The sequence below is a fragment of the Bradyrhizobium genosp. L genome (assembly GCF_015624485.1).
In the GTDB taxonomy this organism is placed as follows: Bacteria; Pseudomonadota; Alphaproteobacteria; order Rhizobiales; family Xanthobacteraceae; genus Bradyrhizobium.
Genome location: NZ_CP061378.1, coordinates 6,879,402 through 6,897,648 on the forward strand (window position 1 = coordinate 6,879,402; position 18,247 = coordinate 6,897,648).

Here is an 18,247-nt window from a genome sequence, read left to right on the forward strand (position 1 = left end):
GCGCAGGCCGGGACCCATAACCACCGATGATCATTGTTACGCGTTGGTGGAAGGACGAGTCCGGCCCACAACATCCGCTGCGGAGTATGGGTCCCGGCCTTCGCCGGGACGACCGTGGGGCGCCGTTCGCTGCTCAACGTCACGGATTGAGATATCGCCGAGCCGGCCGGGCAAACAAAAAGGCGGCCGCAAAGGCCGCCTTTTCAAACACGGGATCCGTGCGCGCCGCTACTCCGCCGCCAGCTTCACGTCCGGTGCCGCCGCGCGGACTTCGGCGTCGACCTGGGCTTCGAACTTGGCGAAGTTCTTGGCGAACATGCCGACCAGCGCGCGCGCGGTCTTGTCGAACTCGGCCTTGTCGGCCCAGGTCTTGATCGGATCGAGGATGTGCGGCTCGACACCCGGCAGCGAGGTCGGCACCGCGAAGCCGAAATACTTGTCGGTGCGGAAGTCGGCGTTGCGGAGCGAGCCGTTCAGCGCCGCTGACAGCAGCGCACGGGTCACCTTGATCGGCATGCGGCGGCCGGTGCCGTATTTGCCGCCGGTCCAGCCGGTGTTGACCAGCCAGCAATCGACATCGTGCTTGGCGATCAATTCGCGCAGCAGATTGCCGTAGACCGAGGGATCGCGCGGCAGGAACGGCGAGCCGAAACAGGTCGAGAATTCCGGCTGCGGCTCGTTGCCCAAGCCGCGCTCGGTGCCAGCGACCTTCGCGGTGTAGCCGGACAGGAAGTGATACATCGCCTGCGCCGGCGTCAGCTTGGCAATCGGCGGCATCACGCCGAAGGCGTCGGCGGCCAGCATCACCACGTTCTTCGGATGCGGCGCGCGGCCGCTGCGCGAGGCGTTCGGGATGAATTCGAGCGGATAGGCCGAGCGGGTGTTCTCGGTCTTCGAGCCGTCGTCGAAATCGGGCATGCGATCATGATCGCCGAGCACGACGTTCTCCAGCACGGCGCCGAAGCGCTTGCTGGCGGCGTAGATCTCGGGCTCGGCCTCGGCCGACAGCTTGATGCACTTGGCGTAGCAGCCGCCTTCGAAGTTGAAGATGCCGTCTTCGCTCCAGCCATGCTCGTCGTCGCCGATCAGCGTGCGCTTGGGATCGGCCGACAGCGTGGTCTTGCCGGTGCCGGAGAGGCCGAAGAAGATCGCGCTGTCGCCGTCGGGGCCGACATTGGCCGAGCAATGCATCGGCATCACGCCCTTCTCGGGCAGATAGAAGTTCAGCGTCGTGAACACGCTCTTCTTCATCTCGCCGGCATAATAGGAACCGCCGATCAGGACGATCTTGCGGGCGAAATCGATGGCGACGACGTTCTCCGATTTGCAGCCGTGGCGTTTCGGATCGGCGCGGAAGCTCGGCAGGTCGATGATGGTGAGTTCAGGCACGAAGCTCGCGAGCTCCGACGCATCGGGGCGGATCAAGAGCGTGCGGATGAACAGCGAGTGCCAGGCAAGCTCGGTGAAGACGCGGGTCTTGATGCGATGGGTCGGATCGGCGCCGCCGTAGAGATCCTGCGCGAACAGCGTCATGCCTTCGGCATGCGCGATGAAGTCGGCATAGAGCGCGGAGAACTGCTCCGAGGTGATCGACTGGTTGCCGGCCCACCACATCGACTTGTCGGTGAGGCCGTCGCGGACCGTGAACTTGTCCTTCGGGCTGCGGCCGGTGAACTCACCGGTATCCGCGCAGAGCGCACCATCGGCCGAGAGCACCGCTTCGCCGTTGCGCAATGCGTGCTCGTAGAGCTGCGGCGCGCCATAGTTCCAATGCACGCCTTTGAGATTTTTTAAGCCGAATTTGTCGGCGCCGAAGGCACCGTTATGCACGCCCGTCTCTTGCACGAAGAACCTCCTCGAACCCGCGTATCCTTGTTCGCGCGAATGTCGCCAAACGCGCCCCGCCGCGGTGACCGCCTCTGGAATATAGCCTTCCGGCTTTGGTCCGGCGACCTAATAGTGGGGAACGCCGGGCTTGCCAAGCTAGTCCATCGGGTTTTGGTTTATTCCAAGGCAGCCACTTCATCAGATGCTTATGCCGCAGCGCGGGAGCGTTTCGCTTCGCTTTCGTTTTGCACTCGTTTTCGCGGAAGCGGCGCGACGTGACGTCGGCGTTTTCCCCGAAAGCAGTGCATTGCGATGCACAAAGGGTGCCACTCGGCAGGCTGCGCCCGCGACGATCGGAGAAAACAGGAAGCAGAATGGCGGCTATGCATTTCGCGGCGTCAATGCAGCGATGAGACCGCGCATGCGCTAATCCCGCGCCGCAGCGCCGGGCTTGTCCTTGGCGATCGACTTGCACAGGGTTAGCGGCACTCATCGCTGGTCAGCTTGAGCTCGACAGTTTCGGGGTTACCGTCGAATCCATCTCAATGCTTGGCGGCAACGAATGTTCCGTGCAGCGCGTGGGCGGCAGCACGCTGGCCAGTGCGCGCGCAGACGCCCATGCACATCGCGATACGCGTCACGCGCGCGCTCTGACGTTGCGACATTTGCGGTGCCGTCGCAGATGCAAAATGATCGCGCTGTCACGGCATCACTGCGCGCAACAGATTCCGCGCCAAGCGATGGCGGCAAGCGATGATCGCGCAATCGCACTGCCGGTGCGACACGATGCCTCGCTGCCTTCGGGACTTGCGCGTCAGGACTTGCGCTTCAGGACTTGCACATCAGGACTTGGCGCGCGCCTCGCCCGCGAGCCGGACCAGCATCTTGCGCAGCTCGGTGCCGTTGGTGACCCTTTCCGGGAAATCGAGCCGCAGCGTGTTGCGGCCGGCCTGCATGTCCATGCCATCGGGGTCGCAGCCGGTGCAGCCCCAGTCCGCGCTGTCGGCCCCGAGCAGGCGGGTGGCATAGAGGTTCATGGCCTCGCGGTGATCCTCGTTCATATGTGCCACGGCGCCCGGCTCGGCCTCCAGCAGAGCCGTTGCGTCGCCGAGATCGGTCAGCACCTGCTCAGGCCTGAGGTCAACGATGCGGCCAAATCCGGCGACCAGGTGGACGGCGTGTGGCCGTATCCGAAAAAACGAAAAATCCTTAAATTTGACAAAGGCTTCGGCGGATGGATGGGCGCTGAGGTAGCGTCGGCTGGCAAGCTCCCGCGCGGCCTCCTCGGTAACCTCCTCCGCCTGCCCCGCGAGCATGATCCGGGCGCCTTCCAGCGGATCACCTCCCACGCGTTCGTCCAGCATCAGCGACACCCGGGCGTCGGCCAGGATGTTCTTGGTATGCAGTGCCAGACGCGAGATCAGCAGCAGCGGCGAGCCGTCCGGGTGGCTGGCCAGATTGACCAGCGAGCAATAGGGATCACCGCTGCCGGCCATCAGCGTGGCAAGCGCGCCCTGACGGCTGCGGCGGAGCAGCGAGCGGGCGAGACGGGCAGGGTCGAAATCAGTGGTCGGCTGCATGGAACTATCGGGTCATTTTAAGGCGGAACCGGCCACTTTTTTGTGAAAAAAGGGCCTTTCCTCAGGGTGTCAGGGTGCTATACGGGACCCAACGCGTGGGTCGCAGAAGCTGTTTTTGCGGAACTCGGTCACACTTCAGCCCAGCTTGCATTGCTCGTTGACCGCGTTCGAAGCCCAATTATACGGCGCGTCGCCAGAGTGCCCGCCGTTTAAGCCTAAGCCACTCTCATTGTGAAAGCAGCACATGCCCACAATCGCCTTGGTCGACGACGACCGCAACATTCTCACCTCCGTCTCGATCGCGCTCGAAGCCGAAGGCTATCGCATCATGACCTACACGGACGGTGCGTCGGCGCTGGATGGCTTTCGCACCTCGCCGCCCGATCTTGCGATCCTCGACATCAAGATGCCGCGCATGGACGGCATGGAGACATTGCGACGGCTGCGCCAGAAGTCCGATCTGCCGGTGATCTTCCTCACCTCCAAGGATGAAGAGATCGACGAATTGTTCGGCCTCAAAATGGGCGCCGACGATTTCATCCGCAAGCCGTTCTCGCAGCGCCTGCTGGTCGAACGCGTCAAGGCCGTGCTCCGCCGCGGCCTGCCGAAGGACCCCGCCGCGCCGCCGAAGGAGCCCGATGCACGCGCGCTCGATCGCGGCCTGCTGCGGATGGACCCGGAGCGCCACACCTGCACCTGGAAGAACGAGCCGGTGACGCTCACCGTGACCGAATTCCTGATCCTGCAGGCGCTCGCCACCCGCCCCGGCGTGGTGAAGAGCCGCAACGCGCTGATGGACGCCGCCTATGACGACCAGGTCTATGTCGACGACCGCACCATCGACAGCCACATCAAGCGGCTGCGCAAGAAGTTCAAGGTGGTCGACGACGAGTTCGAGATGATCGAGACGCTATACGGCGTCGGCTATCGCTTCAAGGAAGCCTGATCTGCGCTTCCGCAGCGGTTTGTTAACTGACAGGTCGGGCTCGGCTGGGGTAGACTGTCGCAGCCGCCTGCTTCGCGGGACGAATTCCAGACCAACCGGCAGCATCGCCAGTGCTTGATCGAACGCAGCTCGAGCAGGGACTGAACGCCGAGGACGCGTCAGAGCTCCTCGATCGCGACGGCGTTGCCGACGACGCATCGACGGACAAGGGCTGGTGGCGCCCGCTCGGCTGGCTGCGCCGCGCCGGGCAGTTTTTCTTCGCGCTGTCATTCTCGAGCCTGACGCGCCGCATCGTCTCGCTCAATCTGGCCGGCCTGGTCGCGCTGGTCGCGAGCATCCTCTATCTGTCGCAATTCCGGCAGGGCCTGATCGAGGCCCGCACCCAGAGCCTGATGGTCTATGCCGAGATCATCTCGGAGGCGATCGCGGCATCGGCGACCGTCGAGGGCAATACCGTCACCATCGATCCCGACCGGCTGCTCGATCTCAAGCCGGGCGAGAGCTTCGGCCAGCCGGATGAATCGGCGGATTTCCCGATCAATCCCGAGCGCGTAGCGCCGATCCTGCGCCGGCTGATCGCGCCGACCAAGACCCGCGCGCGCATCTTCGACCGCGACGGCGGGCTGATCCTCGACAGCCGCAATCTGTTCGCGCGCGGCGACGTGCTGCGCTTCGAGCTGCCGCCGCCGTCGGAAGTGCCGTCGCTCTACGAGAAGACCAAGACCACGATCAAGACCTGGCTCAACCGCGGCGACCTGCCGGTCTACCGCGAGCTCGGCCCCGAAGGTGGCAAGGGCTATCCCGAGGTTGCGCAATCGCTCGAGGGCGTCAACAGCAGCATGGTCCGCGTCACCGAGCGCGGCGCGGTCGTGGTGTCGGTCGCGGTGCCCGTGCAGCACTTCCGCGCGGTGCGCGGCGCGCTGATGCTGACCACCCAGGGCGACGACATCGACCAGATGGTGATGTCGGAGCGCCTTGCCATCCTCAAGATCGGCGGCGTCGCCTCCGCCGTCATGATCATGCTGTCGCTGCTGCTCGCCAGCACGATCGCGGGCCCGGTGCGACGGCTCGCGGTCGGCGCCGAGCGCGTCCGTCACCGCATCCAGACCCGCGTCGAGATCCCCGATTTCACCGGGCGGCGCGACGAGATCGGCCATCTCTCCACCGCGCTGCGCGACATGACCAATGCGCTCTACAGCCGCATCGAGGCGATCGAGATGTTTGCCGCCGACGTCGCGCATGAACTGAAGAATCCGCTGACCTCGCTGCGCTCCGCGGTCGAGACGCTGCCCTTGGCGCGCAACGAGAACAGCCGCGCGCGGCTGCTCGCGGTGATCGAGCATGACGTCAAGCGGCTCGACCGCCTGATCTCCGACATCTCCGACGCGAGCCGCCTCGATGCCGAGTTGCAGCGCCAGGACATGGCGCAGGTCGATCTGCGCCGGCTGTTGACCACGCTGACCGGCGTCGCCAACGAGACCCGGCTCGGCCACGACGTCGCGGTCGAAGCCCGCTTCGAGGGCCGCGGGCCGACCGACCCGTTCGCGCTGCCCGGCCATGATTCGCGGCTCGGCCAGGTGATCTCCAACCTGCTGTCGAACGCACAGTCGTTCTCGCAAGCAGGCCAGAAGGTCCGCATCGTCTGCCGCCGCGTCCGCGGCGAGGTCGAGATCGTCGTCGATGATGACGGGCCCGGCATCGGCGAGGATGCGCTGGAGCGGATCTTCGAGCGCTTCTACACCGACCGGCCGCACCAGGGCTTCGGCCAGAATTCGGGCCTTGGGCTCTCGATCTCCAAGCAGATCATCGAGGCGCATGGCGGCCGGATCTGGGCCGAGAACCGCCCTGGCCCCGCCGATGAGGACGGCAACCCCACCGTCGCCGGCGCGCGCTTCGTGGTCAGGCTGCCGGCGCTATGAGCGGCAATTCAAGCGTGCACGCCTCGGCCGTGCTGGTCGGCGAGCGGGCGGTGCTGATCCGCGGGCCGTCGGGTTCCGGCAAATCCCGCCTGGCCTTCGAGCTGATTCTCGCCGGCCGCACGGGGGCGCTTCCGCCGGCCATTTTGGTGGGGGACGACCGTGTCCATCTCGACACAGCTGGCGAACAATTGTGGGTCCGCCCGGCGCAGCAATTGGCCGGCCTGATCGAGATCCGGGGCCTCGGAATCCGCCGCTGCCCGTTCGTAGCCGAGGCCGAAGTCGGGCTCGTCGTCGATCTTGCGGCTGAAGACGCCGAGCGGCTGCCGCCGCCGGAAGCGCTTACGATCTGCATTAATGGTGTTTCAATACCGAGAATCCCTATTTCGGCCCATTTCCAGCCCCTGCTACCGGTTGTCGCAGCGCTGACGACAACCGAAAGTTCATGTTGCCGTAATCTTGCGGGCAATTGTGGGAAGGGAATTGGTAACCATATCACATCCACTATCGCGCCGGATTTGATCGGCGCAGCCTCCCCTCTCTACCGCCAGGATCAGGGAGACTAGCCAAGATGCCCCTTGCGCGGGGGCTCTGGATGGTCAAAGTGGCGCGTTCGTGCGGTGCACCAAAGAGCGCCCGCGAGGAGTTTCCGATGATTGGTCTAGTGCTGGTGACCCATGGGCGCCTTGCCGACGAGTTCAGAGCGGCGCTCGAACACGTGATGGGTCCGCAGAAACAAATTGAAGCAATTACGATCGGAGCCGAGGACGACTCCGATCTCTGTCGAAGCGACATCATCGAAGCGGTGAATCGCGTCGACAGCGGCGACGGGGTTGCGATCCTCACCGACATGTTCGGCGGCACGCCGTCCAACCTTGCGATCTCCTGCATGAGCCGACCGAAGGTCGAAGTGCTGGCAGGCATCAATCTTCCCATGCTGGTCAAGCTTGCCAAGGTTCGCGAGGAGCGCTCGTTGCCCGATGCGATCGCGATGGCCCAGGAAGCCGGCCGCAAATACGTCACCATCGCCAGTCGCGTGCTCGCCGGCAAATGAGCGACGAGGCCCCGGGCACCAACGATGTCGGCCCGGGCGTGCCTGCCGACGCCATCTCCCGCGAACTCCTGATCGTCAACAAGCGCGGCCTGCATGCGCGGGCATCGGCCAAATTCGTCCAGCTGGTGGAGCGCTTCAACGCCGACGTCTGGGTCACGCGCGGCGGCGAGACCGTCGGCGGCACCTCGATCATGGGGCTGATGATGCTCGCCGCGGGCCCGGGCACCACGGTCCTGGTGTCCGCCAAGGGCGTGGAAGCGCAGGCCGCACTCGATGCCATCGCCGCGCTGGTCGCCGACAAATTCAACGAAGAAGGCACGTAGGGCGCCACGCACAAAGCGCCGTAGGGCGGGCAAAGCGCAGCCTGCCCACCCTTTCGCGTCTCGCTCGGTGTCATCACCCGCGCATGCGGGTGATCCAGTATTCCAGAGACACCAGTGATAGAATCGAGAGGTCGCGGTGTACTGGGTCGCCCGGTCCATGTGCGCAATTGCGCACAGGCCGGGCGACGACAGTGGTGGATATGCACAAAGTTCCGCGTCCTCTCCGCAGTTCGCTACTTCCCCGGCGGCACGAAATAGATCTTCCACACCGTCGATGGGCCGGGATGCCCCAGGAAGAAGCGCTGCGTGGTCATCACCACCTGCTCGGCGTCCTTGGCATGCTCCGCCATCCAGGTCTGGCACGGCGTCGCATAGTCCGGCTCCTTGGTGTCGCAGATGCCGATGAAGCCGAAACGCCTGGCTTCATCGAGCGAGGTCAGTCCCGACGACCACGCCTCGTCAGGCATGATCGCGGCCGGATGATCGGTGCTGTAGAACGTCATCGGCTCGGCGACGTCGGATCGCGCGATCACGACCGCCCAGCGCGAGTGGAATTTCATCTGCCAGGTCTCGGTCAGCTCGCGCGCGAGCTCCGAGCGCGCGGCATAGGTCGATGCGCTGTTGTGGTTCGTCGCCATTTCGTGGGTGGCGATGCTGGGCGCGGCGAGCAAGGTCGCCAGCGTGACCACGAGCCAGATCGCTGTGATCGCAAACAGCGCCGTCAGCGGCACGCGGAGCTGCGGTATCGCGACCAGCGCGAGCGGCACCAGGAAGAACAGCGGAATGCCCCAATCGGTCTTGATGTAGATCGAGAACGCCAGCGCGCCGAGCGGCGGCCCGATCGCGACGATGGACTGCACCAGCCAGACGTTGAGCGCCTGCGCGGGATTGACCGCCGGACTCGGTTCGCGCGACCAGATCCGTGCCCTTGCCTTCGATGGCCGCCACGGCAGCGCCCCGAGCAGCAGTGCCAACAGGCCAAGCAGGACCGGCGCGGCGAGCAGCGCAAGATTGTGCCCGATATAGCCGATCACGTACTGGACGTTGAGCGCGCGGTTCGACAGCGCATAGACGTCGCCGGCATAGGTGAACGGCACGAAGTTCACCTCCTCCAGCCAGACCAGATGCGGGATCATCACGACGAGCATCGTGCCGATCGCAACCCACGGCGCCGGCGAGCGCAGGAAGGCGAGGCGCTGCGGATGGATCAGCGCGGCAAGTCCGACCGCCCCGATCACGGTCAGCACCCAGTATTTGGTCAGCAGCGCCAGCGCGCCGGCGAAGCCGAGCAACAGCCCGGATTTCACGCTGCGCTTCTCGAACGCGTTGAGATAGGCCAGCACCAGCAGCGGCAGCGGGATGAGCTGCGCGAGATCGGCGTTGTACTTGAAACCCTTGAAATTGAAGATCGGGTAGAGCGCCAGCATCACGGTCGCGAAGAAGGCGCGACGGCGGTCGACGACGCGCACCGCGATCAGCCAGCACACCACCAGCGCGAAGCTGACGGTCGCCATCGCGAGCGCATAGGTCGACCAGTTGGTCACCGGGAACACCCTGAACCAGACCCCGGCGATCCAGCCCGACAGCGGCGGATGCTTGCCGTAGCCGAGCAGGAAGCGCTGGCCCCAGGCATAGGCTTCCGCGACGTCCATATGGACGTCCTGCGCGGCCTTGAGCTTGACCAGGATCGCCGTCCACAGCACCGCGTGGACCAGCGCGAAGCTGATCACGAGCCAGAGGCTCAGCTTGGGATCGGTGGCGCGCGAGGCGAGCCATGCAGCGATCCGGCGAACCGAGCGCTTGCGGTTGGTGCGGCGTGCGGCGGGAAGAGTGGAGGCGGTCGACATGGTCTCTGGGTAGCGCGTTTTTGCGGTCGGTGAAATCAGCTTGGCGTGAGAAGAAACTCAAATCCGGGGCAGCTCGCGCCTCACTTCCCGAGCAGTTCCGGCCGGTATTCGAAGTGCATGGTGTCGTAGTGATACCATTTGCCGCCCCAGATGAAGCCGTGGCGTTCGAAGATCTCCACGATCTCCGGCGGCATCCGGTTCTTGTAGGGAATGGTTTTGCCCTTGCCTGCCCACAGCCAGTAATCCGAATATTTGAGGTTCAAATCGATTGCAGCCGCATAGCCATGCATGCTCATCCGCCCGGTGTCGGCGACCGGGCGGCACGACAGCACGCCGGCGATCGGAAACGCCGCGGCGCGCAGCGCGGGCTCGAGCGCGTCGATCTCGGCGGAGACCTGCTTGAGACGCTCGTCGATGCCGTTGACCCGCGTGACCTGGACCGGCTTGCCCCACGCGTGCGACAGCCAGTTGATCGTGACCAGATTGCGGTTGATCGCACCCGTGGTGCAGTCGCCGTACATCTTCTTGAAGAACGCCTCGTTGCGGAAGCGGCCGGGATCGACATTCACCGCCGGCGGCGCCGACGCGCCGGCCGGATAGGCGAGCCGCATCTGGTCGAGGATCGAGGCATTGCGCAGCAACTGCTCGAACGGCTTGTCGGCGAGGCCGTCGTCGACCGGCATGACCGTGCCGTCACGCCAGGTGATCGTCGTGTCGTCGTGCCCGGACAGCGCGTCGGGATAGGCGCGCACCAGACGATCCAGCAGCTCGCTCCTGCTTTGGGCATGCGCGGACAACGGCAGCAGCGCGAGCAAGGCGAGAGCGGGCAGCCACCATCGGGCGGGCATTCAGCGCTTTCCGACCCGGTCGATCAAAGCCACGTTGGCCTCTTCGATCGCATTGAGCCTCGGATTCCAGGTGCTCGGCGCATACCAGGGGAAGCGGGCGAAATAGGCCTTGAGATCGGCGGCTTCGAAATAGCGCCCCCGGCGGGCGAAGATCTCGTTGCGGGCGATCCGCAGATCGTTGCCGGACAATCGCTGCAGATCGCCCGGCGTCAGCAGGCGCCGGTCGGAGTCCGGGAAGATGAACCCGCTGGGCACGGCGCCGCCACCGGATTCGAGGCGATCGAGCAGCGCGACGTTGGCGCGTTCGACCGCGTTGAGCTCGGGATCCCAGGTCCGCGGCACGTACCAGGAGAATTTGCTGAAGCGTGCGGTGAGGTCGGGCGCATTGAAATAGCGTCCGCGCCTGGCAAAGATTTCGTTGCGGGCGATCCGCAGGTCATCCTTGCTCAGCGCCCTGAGATCGCCTTCGGTCAGCATGCGGCTGTCCGAATCCGGGAAGATGAAATCCGACTGGGTCCGCATCGCCGGCGGCTCTCGTGGCGGCAGGTTTTGTTGCGGCGGAATCACGGTTGAAGGCGGATCGGCGGTTGCGACCTGGTTGGTCGCAGCCGGGGCGGACCCGCTGCCGGCAAAATAGAACGAGCCGTCGATCGGCGAGGTCGAGACCCAGGGCTGCTGCGCGCTGCCCGTGGCGCGTTTGACCACGAGCCCGACCTGATTGAACGCCTGCAGCACGTCGAGCCCGGGCTTTTGCATGGTGTCGACCAGCGCACGGGTAAAGGGGCTGTGGCCATCATCGCCGTCGAGCGCGACATTGCCAGGCTGGGTCGCATAGGACAGCAGCGTGCCCTCCGGCGCGCGGATCTGCGCCAGGCCGCCATCGGCGGCGCGCAGGCCGCGGCCGCCGAACGGATTGTTCCGGCAGGCGTCGAGAATGACGATGTTGAGCCGCGTGCCCGCCCCTTCCATCTGTCGCAGCACCAGCCCGACATCCACCATCTGGAAGTCGACATCGGCCTCGCGCACGGGATTGGCCGAAACCGGCACCAGATAATTGGTGCCGCGAACCTGGATGCCGTGGCCCGCGTAGTAGAACAGCGCGACATCGGCGCCCATCAGCTGGCCGCCGAAGCGCTGGATCGCGGTGTCGAAGCCGGCCTTGTCGAGATCGAGCTGGGCCCGGCCGCCGACCAGCGCGAAGCCCAGCCGCTGCAGCGTCTCGGCCACCATCTGCGCGTCGCTGGTCGGGTTCTGCAGCCGCGAGACGTTCTGATAGGCGGAGTTGCCGACCACCAGCGCAATGCGCTTTTCGGCGGCCGCCGGCGCGACGAACAGGACGGCGAGCAGTCCAGTGGCGAAGAGGATCCAGCGCATCGAGCAATTCCGGCTTTCAGGCCGCCAGACCTAGCAGAAACAGGCCCGGAAATCGATCACGGCAGCGTGCAGAAAGGACGCGGATGATTCGCCGTCATACCCCTGCAAAATAGTGCAATATGGTTGCCCGCGCGGGGGTGCGGATGCTATCCCGCGCCCCATGACAACTGCCCCGATTTCCAACATCCGCAACTTCTCCATCGTCGCCCATATCGACCATGGCAAATCGACCCTGGCCGACCGGCTGATCCAGATGACCGGCGGGCTGTCGGACCGCGAGATGGCGGGCAAGGAGCAGGTGCTCGATTCCATGGACATCGAGCGCGAGCGCGGCATCACCATCAAGGCGCAGACCGTGCGCCTCAACTACCGCGCCAAGGACGGCAAGGACTACATCTTCAACCTGATGGACACCCCCGGCCACGTCGACTTCGCCTACGAGGTGTCGCGGTCGCTGGCGGCCTGCGAGGGTTCCCTGCTGGTGGTCGACGCCAGCCAGGGCGTCGAGGCGCAGACGCTCGCCAACGTCTACCACGCGCTCGACGCCGGCCATGAGATCGTGCCGGTGCTCAACAAGGTCGACCTGCCCGCGGCCGAGCCGGAGAAGGTGAAGCAGCAGATCGAGGACGTGATCGGCATCGACGCATCCGACGCCGTGATGATCTCGGCCAAGACCGGGCTCGGCGTGCCCGACGTGCTGGAGGCGATCGTGACCCGCCTGCCGCCGCCGAAGGGCGACCAGAATGCAACGCTGAAGGCGCTGCTGGTCGACAGCTGGTACGACGTCTATCTCGGCGTGGTCGTGCTGATCCGCGTGGTCGACGGCACCATGAAGAAGAATAGCCGCATCCGCATGATGGGCACCGGTGCTGCCTACGATGTCGAGCGCGTCGGCTTCTTCACGCCGAAGATGACGCAGGTCGACGAGCTCGGCCCCGGCGAGATCGGTTTCATCACCGCCGCGATCAAGGAAGTCGCCGACACGCGCGTGGGCGACACCATCACCGACGACCGCAAGCCGATCACCGAAATGCTGCCCGGCTTCAAGCCGGCGATCCCGGTGGTGTTCTGCGGCCTGTTCCCGGTCGATGCCGACGATTTCGAGACGCTGCGCGCCGCGATGGGCAAGCTCAGGCTGAACGACGCCAGCTTCTCCTTCGAGATGGAGACATCGGCCGCGCTCGGCTTCGGCTTCCGCTGCGGCTTCCTCGGCCTGTTGCATCTGGAGATCATCCAGGAACGGCTGTCGCGCGAGTTCGATCTCAACCTGATCGCGACCGCGCCGAGCGTGATCTACAAGATGCACCTGACCGACGGCCAGGAGATCGAGATCCACAATCCCGTCGACATGCCGGACGTGGTGAAGATCGCCGAGATCGAGGAGCCGTGGATCGAGGCCACCATCCTCACCCCCGACGAATATCTCGGCAGCGTGCTGAAGCTGTGCCAGGACCGCCGCGGCGCGCAGAAGGAGCTCACTTACGTCGGCTCCCGCGCGATGGTGAAATACGACCTGCCGCTCAACGAAGTCGTGTTCGACTTCTACGACCGCCTCAAATCGGTCTCGAAGGGCTACGCCTCGTTCGACTATCATCTGACCGACTACAAGCCGGCCGATCTCGTCAAGATGCAGATCCTCGTCAACAACGAGCCGGTCGACGCGCTGTCGATGCTGGTGCATCGTACCCGCGCCGAGGGCCGCGGCCGCGCCATGGTCGAGAAGATGAAGGAGCTGATCCCGCCGCACATGTTCCAGATCCCGATCCAGGCGGCGATCGGCGGCAAGGTGATCGCGCGCGAAACCGTCCGCGCGCTGCGCAAGGACGTCACCGCGAAGTGCTACGGCGGCGACATCACGCGCAAGCGCAAGCTTCTGGAGAAGCAGAAGGAAGGCAAGAAGAAGATGCGGCAGTTCGGCAAGGTCGACATCCCGCAGGAGGCTTTCATTGCCGCGCTGAAGGTGGATAGCTGAGGCGCTGCTTCGGCTACGATGGAACATGCATTATTGCCGCAGCAACAAATCGCACCATGATTTGAATCGCCATCGCGCAGTGGGATGACTATGGTGCGAGCATGTCGCGCATCCTCGCTCTTTCAATCGTCATCATCGCCTTGCTCGCGCCGGACCTGAGTTCGGCCGCGTCGGCGAAAAAGCAGCGTACCGCGCGCTGGCACGGCTACGGCTTCCTGCCCGGCTACCGCCAGCCGCCCAACCCGACCATTCCGGTGCTCGGCCCGCGCGGCGCCGCGCGCGGCTATCCGGACTGGTCGCCGCAATACTTCGACGGCGAGGATTGGCACTATTTCGGCCGGCCCGGATTCCACGGCGGCGGACGCTACAATGGCGGCAGCTACGGCCCGTGCTGGAGCTGGACGCCGATCGGGCGGGCCTGGAATTGCGGCTAGCCCCTAAGCTTCGCCACAGCGCGCGCTTGGCCGCGATTTCGCAGCACCACGTCATCACGAGATAGCTGATCTGCGACGGTGGTATCCCACCTTGCCCTCGTCAGCCGGATCGGCCACCATCCGCGCATCCGCCCAACAAGAATGCAAAACGGGGCAGAGGAAGCGCATGAACAAGCCGCAGGGTTTTGATCTCGTCGAACGGGCGCGCGCGCTACAGCCGCTGATATCAGGCGACGCCGACGAGATCGAACGGACGCGGCGGCTGACGCCGGCCGTGACCTCGGCGCTGGTCGAGAACAACCTCTATCGCGCACTGCTGCCGAAGAGTCTTGGCGGCGCCGAGGCGCCGCTGGAGGCCTTCATGCAGATGCAGGAGGAGATCGCCAAGGCCGACGCCTCGACGGCCTGGTGTCTCGGCCAGTGCGCCGTCTGCGCCATGACCGCGGCCTATCTCGAACCCGATGCCGCCGGCGAGATCTTCAACACCGCGCCCGGCATCCTGGCCTGGGGTGCGATCGCGCATGAGGTTCGCGCCGAGCCCGGCGGCTATCGCGCCAGCGCGCGCTGGGATTTCGCGTCCGGCTCGCGGCAGGCGAGCTGGCTCGGCGCCCATGTCCGCGTCGTCGAAGCCGACGGGAGCCAGCGCAAGAAGGCCGACGGCGCGCCGGAGATCCGCACCATCCTGTTCCCGATGAGTTCGGCCACCATGTACGATGTCTGGGACGTGATCGGGCTGAAAGGCACCGGCACCGATTCCTATTCGGTCGACAATCTGTTCATCCCGGAAAAATTCGCAGCGCTGCGCGACGATCCCGCCGCGTGTCGCGAGCCGGGGCCGCTCTACAAGCTCACCACCAACATGGTGTTCAGCATGGGCTTTGCCGCGACCTCGCTCGGCGTTGCGCGCGCGATGCTGGATGCGGCGACCGAGTTGGCGCGCGGCAAGACCCCGCAAGGCCTCAAGGCGATGCGCGAGAACAACGCGGTGCAGGGCCAGATCGGCCGCACCGAGGCGAGCCTGCGTGCCGCGCGCGCCTATCTCTATGCCACGGCTCACGACGTCTGGCGGGATCTCGCCGCCGGCGATCCCATCACCGAGGCGCATCGGATCGCGATCCGCATCGGCTCGACCTGGACCATCCACCAGTCCGCCGCGGTGGTCGACACCGCCTACCACATGTCGGGGGCGACAGCGGTGTTCGCCAGAAATCCGTTCGAGCGGCGGTTTCGCGACATGCACGCGATCGCGCAGCAGATCCAGGCGCGCGACACCCAATATGAGGACGCCGGCAAGGCGATCCTGGCGGGCAATCTGGGCGCTTCGCCAACGTCGCGGTAACGCAGCGCTGCGCTCCTCGCCCCGTTCTTAGCCCACCATTCACGGCATACTCGCGATGGTGGGCACGCTCCGCTTTGCCCACCCTACGGCTTGAGCGATGTGGCGCACCCTTTCCGTCATTGCTCGCCTATCGTTTGGGCATGATCTCCGCAACATGCTCGGATTGTGACGGCAATACCGCCCCGCGACGGCGCGCAGTTGTTAAGCTTTTCGTGAGACTTTGCGGGCGGCGCTAATGCCTGGAGTTCCGCTCGTCCCATGTTCAAGCTTCGCTCGATTGCCGCCCGCCTGATCCTGGCGATCTCACTGACCGTTGCGGTCGCCTGCGCCATCCTCGGCGGCTTCTCGATCAGCCAGCAACGCGCGCTGACCCGGCTCGCGCTCGATCAGCAGCTCAAGCTGCAATATGACAGCGTGATTGCAGCGATCGACTATGAAGGACGCGCCGCGCTCGCGGTCTCGGCCGTGGTCGCCGCCCTGCCGCCGGTCGGCGAGGCCATCGCCAGGGGTGACCGCGACGGGCTCGGCAAGCTGCTCGGCGATCCCTGGGCGGCGATGAAGGCGCAAGGCATCCCGCTGATCACGTTCTGGCAGGCCCCGGCTGTGAGCTTCTACCGGGTCCATGCGCCAAAACTGTTCGGCGACGACGCCTCCGCGCGACGCACGACCGTGGTGGAATCGATCAAGGCCGGCAAGCCGATCGTCGGCGTCGAGCCCGGCCGCGAAGCACTTTCGATCTTCGGCATGACCCCGATCATGCGCGATGGCAAGACCATCGCCAATGTCGACATCGGCGTCGCCTTCGGCAAGGAGTTCGTCGACCGCGCCAAGAAGCGTTTTGGCATCGACCTCGCCGTGCACTCCTTCGACGGCCAAAACTTCAAGCGGCTGTCCTCGACCTTCGGCGACACCGTGGTCGCGACGGCGGAGGAGCTCAAAAGCGTGATGAACGGCACAGCACTGCTGCGCGACGCTGTTCTCGACGGCCACGCAGTCGAGCTCTATGTCGGCCAGATCAGGAACTATGCCGGCGAGCCGGTCGCCGTGCTCGAGATCGTCAAGGACACCTCGGACTATGCCGCCGCCGCTGCCAGCGCGCAGCGCAATCTGATCCTCGGCACGATCGCGATCCTCCTCGCAGCCGTGCTGCTCGCCTTCCTGCTCGGGCGCGGCCTGTCGCGGCCGCTGACCGCGATCACGGCGGTGATGAACCGGCTGTCCAGCGGCGACACCAGCGTCACGATACCCGGCAGCGACCGGCGCGACGAGCTCGGCACCATGGCCAAGGCGGTCGACGTGTTTCGGCGCAGCATGGTCGAGACCTCGTCGCTGCGCGAGGCCCAGGAAGCCGACAAGGCGAAGGGCGCGCTGGAAAAACAGGCGTTGCAGCGCCAGATGGCCGACCGCTTCGAAGCCGACGTCAAGGGCGTGGTCGCCGCGGTCGCGCACGCCACCGGCGACATGCAGCGCGTCGCAACCGAGATCACCACCAGCGTCAACGGCGCCTCGGAGCGGACCACGGCGGCAGCCGCCGCCTCCGAGCAGGCGTCAGCCAGCGTCAATGCCGTCGCCGCGGCGACCGAAGAGCTGGCGTCCTCGATCACCGAGATCGGCCGCCAGGTCACCCATTCCGCCCACGTCGCCGACAACGCCGTGGTCAAGGCCAGGGAAACCACCGAGATGGTGACGAGCCTTGCCGCATCCGCCGAGAAGATCGGCGACGTGCTGCGCCTGATCAGCGCGATCGCCAGCCAGACCAACCTGTTGGCGCTCAACGCCACCATCGAGGCGGCGCGTGCCGGCGAAGCCGGTCGCGGCTTTGCCGTGGTCGCCGCCGAGGTGAAGGGGCTGGCGAGCCAGACCGCCAAGGCGACCGAGGAAATCGCCGGCCAGGTCAGCGCGATCCAGTCGGCCACCGGCAATTGCGTCGGCGCGATCGGCGACATCAGCGGCACCATCCGCGAGATCTCCGGCATCGCCACCGCGATCGCCGCCGCCGTCGAGCAGCAGGATTCCGCGACGCGCGAGATCGCCCGCAGCGTGCAGCAGGCCTCCGCCGGCACCGTCGAGGTCTCCAGCAACGTCGCCGGCGCGAGCCAGGCCGCCGGCCAGTCCCGCGCCCTCACCGGCAACGTGCTGGACGCCGCAAGCCAGCTCGGCGACCAGGCGGCGGCGCTGTCGCAGAGCGTCGATACGTTCCTGGCTGGGCTGCGCAACGCCGCGTAGGCTGCGAAGTGTTTGACGCTGACGGCGCTGTGGTAGACAGATGCGTCCCATCGCGGAGCCACCATGCCCAAGCCGGCCAAACGCGCGACCAGTAAGCCTCGTCCACAAGCAACCGCCGCAGCTCCCCCACAGACATTGTTCGGCGCCTATCCTGCGCCCGTCAAGGCGAAGCTCCTGGCATTGCGACGGCTGATCTTCGAGACCGCCAAGGCGACCAAAGGCGTCGGCACGCTCGAGGAGACGCTGAAATGGGGCCAGCCGAGCTACCTGACACCGCAGACCGGAAGCGGCAGCACGATCCGGATCGACCAGGTGAAGCCCGGCGCGGACCAGGTCGCGGTCTACTTCCATTGCCAGACCAATCTGGTCGAGATGTTTCGCGAGCTCTATCCCGAGCTCAGCTATGGCGGCAATCGCGCGATCCTGCTCGACGTCAAGGACGCGCTGCCGGGCGCCGCGCTGCGCCACTGCGTGGGCCTGGCGCTGACGTATCATTTGAACAAGCGGAAGACGTGATTTCGTAGATCGTAGGATGGGTGGAGCGAAGCGATACCCATCGCC

General features: G+C 65.6%; 15 protein-coding genes. 10 read left to right on the forward strand and 5 right to left on the reverse strand.

Annotated features, from left to right (window positions below):
* Positions 1-228: 228 nt before the first annotated feature.
* A complete protein-coding gene (locus IC762_RS32755; RefSeq protein ID WP_195786201.1) occupies positions 229-1,845 on the reverse strand; it encodes a phosphoenolpyruvate carboxykinase in 1,617 nt (538 codons plus the stop codon).
* Between the two features lie 824 nt (positions 1,846-2,669).
* Positions 2,670-3,407 carry a HugZ family protein gene (locus tag IC762_RS32760; protein WP_195786202.1) on the reverse strand — a complete coding sequence of 246 codons (738 nt, stop codon included), beginning with the start codon at positions 3,405-3,407 and terminating at the stop codon, positions 2,670-2,672.
* A gap of 244 nt (positions 3,408-3,651) precedes the next feature.
* Here IC762_RS32760 and IC762_RS32765 point away from each other — a divergent pair, with 244 nt between their 5' ends.
* From IC762_RS32765 to IC762_RS32785, 5 genes are all read left to right on the forward strand, one after another.
* Positions 3,652-4,353 carry a response regulator transcription factor gene (locus tag IC762_RS32765; protein ID WP_195786203.1) on the forward strand — a complete coding sequence of 234 codons (702 nt, stop codon included), beginning with the start codon at positions 3,652-3,654 and terminating at the stop codon, positions 4,351-4,353.
* 110 nt (positions 4,354-4,463) lie between these two features.
* The gene (locus IC762_RS32770) at positions 4,464-6,272 is read left to right on the forward strand and encodes a sensor histidine kinase (RefSeq protein ID WP_195786204.1); all 1,809 of its coding nucleotides are present in this window, start codon (positions 4,464-4,466) and stop codon (positions 6,270-6,272) included.
* Positions 6,269-6,835, forward strand: coding sequence for an HPr kinase/phosphorylase (locus IC762_RS32775; RefSeq protein WP_195786205.1), 567 nt, complete (start codon positions 6,269-6,271; stop codon positions 6,833-6,835). The genes IC762_RS32770 and IC762_RS32775 overlap by 4 nt, the downstream gene beginning before the upstream one ends.
* An 86-nt stretch (positions 6,836-6,921) precedes the next feature.
* On the forward strand, positions 6,922-7,323 hold the full coding sequence (locus IC762_RS32780) for a PTS sugar transporter subunit IIA (protein WP_021076632.1): 402 nt from the start codon (positions 6,922-6,924) through the stop codon (positions 7,321-7,323).
* Positions 7,320-7,646 carry an HPr family phosphocarrier protein gene (locus IC762_RS32785; protein WP_195786206.1) on the forward strand — a complete coding sequence of 109 codons (327 nt, stop codon included), beginning with the start codon at positions 7,320-7,322 and terminating at the stop codon, positions 7,644-7,646. The genes IC762_RS32780 and IC762_RS32785 overlap by 4 nt, the downstream gene beginning before the upstream one ends.
* A 233-nt stretch (positions 7,647-7,879) precedes the next feature.
* Here the strand turns inward: IC762_RS32785 and IC762_RS32790 are convergent, their stop codons facing one another.
* The 3 genes from IC762_RS32790 to IC762_RS32800 all read right to left on the reverse strand — a co-directional run bounded on the left by IC762_RS32790 (position 7,880) and on the right by IC762_RS32800 (position 11,715).
* Positions 7,880-9,493, reverse strand: a complete 1,614-nt coding sequence (locus IC762_RS32790) for a glycosyltransferase family 39 protein (protein ID WP_195786207.1) — start codon at positions 9,491-9,493, stop codon at positions 7,880-7,882.
* A gap of 80 nt (positions 9,494-9,573) precedes the next feature.
* Entirely contained in the window at positions 9,574-10,341 is a 768-nt protein-coding gene (locus tag IC762_RS32795; RefSeq protein ID WP_195786208.1) for a M15 family metallopeptidase, read from the reverse strand.
* Positions 10,342-11,715 carry a YARHG domain-containing protein gene (locus IC762_RS32800; protein ID WP_195786209.1) on the reverse strand — a complete coding sequence of 458 codons (1,374 nt, stop codon included), beginning with the start codon at positions 11,713-11,715 and terminating at the stop codon, positions 10,342-10,344.
* Between the two features lie 160 nt (positions 11,716-11,875).
* On the opposite strand from IC762_RS32800, the gene lepA reads away from it, so the two are divergent.
* The 5 genes from lepA to IC762_RS32825 all read left to right on the forward strand — a co-directional run bounded on the left by lepA (position 11,876) and on the right by IC762_RS32825 (position 18,202).
* Positions 11,876-13,687 (forward strand): translation elongation factor 4, encoded by a 1,812-nt coding sequence (gene lepA / locus IC762_RS32805; RefSeq protein ID WP_195786210.1) that lies wholly within the window; start codon positions 11,876-11,878, stop codon positions 13,685-13,687.
* Positions 13,688-13,788: 101 nt separating this feature from the next.
* Positions 13,789-14,121, forward strand: coding sequence for a hypothetical protein (locus tag IC762_RS32810; RefSeq protein WP_195786211.1), 333 nt, complete (start codon positions 13,789-13,791; stop codon positions 14,119-14,121).
* 166 nt (positions 14,122-14,287) lie between these two features.
* Positions 14,288-15,460, forward strand: coding sequence for an acyl-CoA dehydrogenase family protein (locus IC762_RS32815; protein ID WP_195786212.1), 1,173 nt, complete (start codon positions 14,288-14,290; stop codon positions 15,458-15,460).
* A 258-nt stretch (positions 15,461-15,718) separates the two neighbouring features.
* The gene (locus tag IC762_RS32820; protein WP_195786213.1) at positions 15,719-17,686 is read left to right on the forward strand and encodes a methyl-accepting chemotaxis protein; all 1,968 of its coding nucleotides are present in this window, start codon (positions 15,719-15,721) and stop codon (positions 17,684-17,686) included.
* Between the two features lie 63 nt (positions 17,687-17,749).
* On the forward strand, positions 17,750-18,202 hold the full coding sequence (locus IC762_RS32825) for a DUF1801 domain-containing protein (protein WP_195786214.1): 453 nt from the start codon (positions 17,750-17,752) through the stop codon (positions 18,200-18,202).
* Positions 18,203-18,247 lie beyond the last annotated feature (45 nt).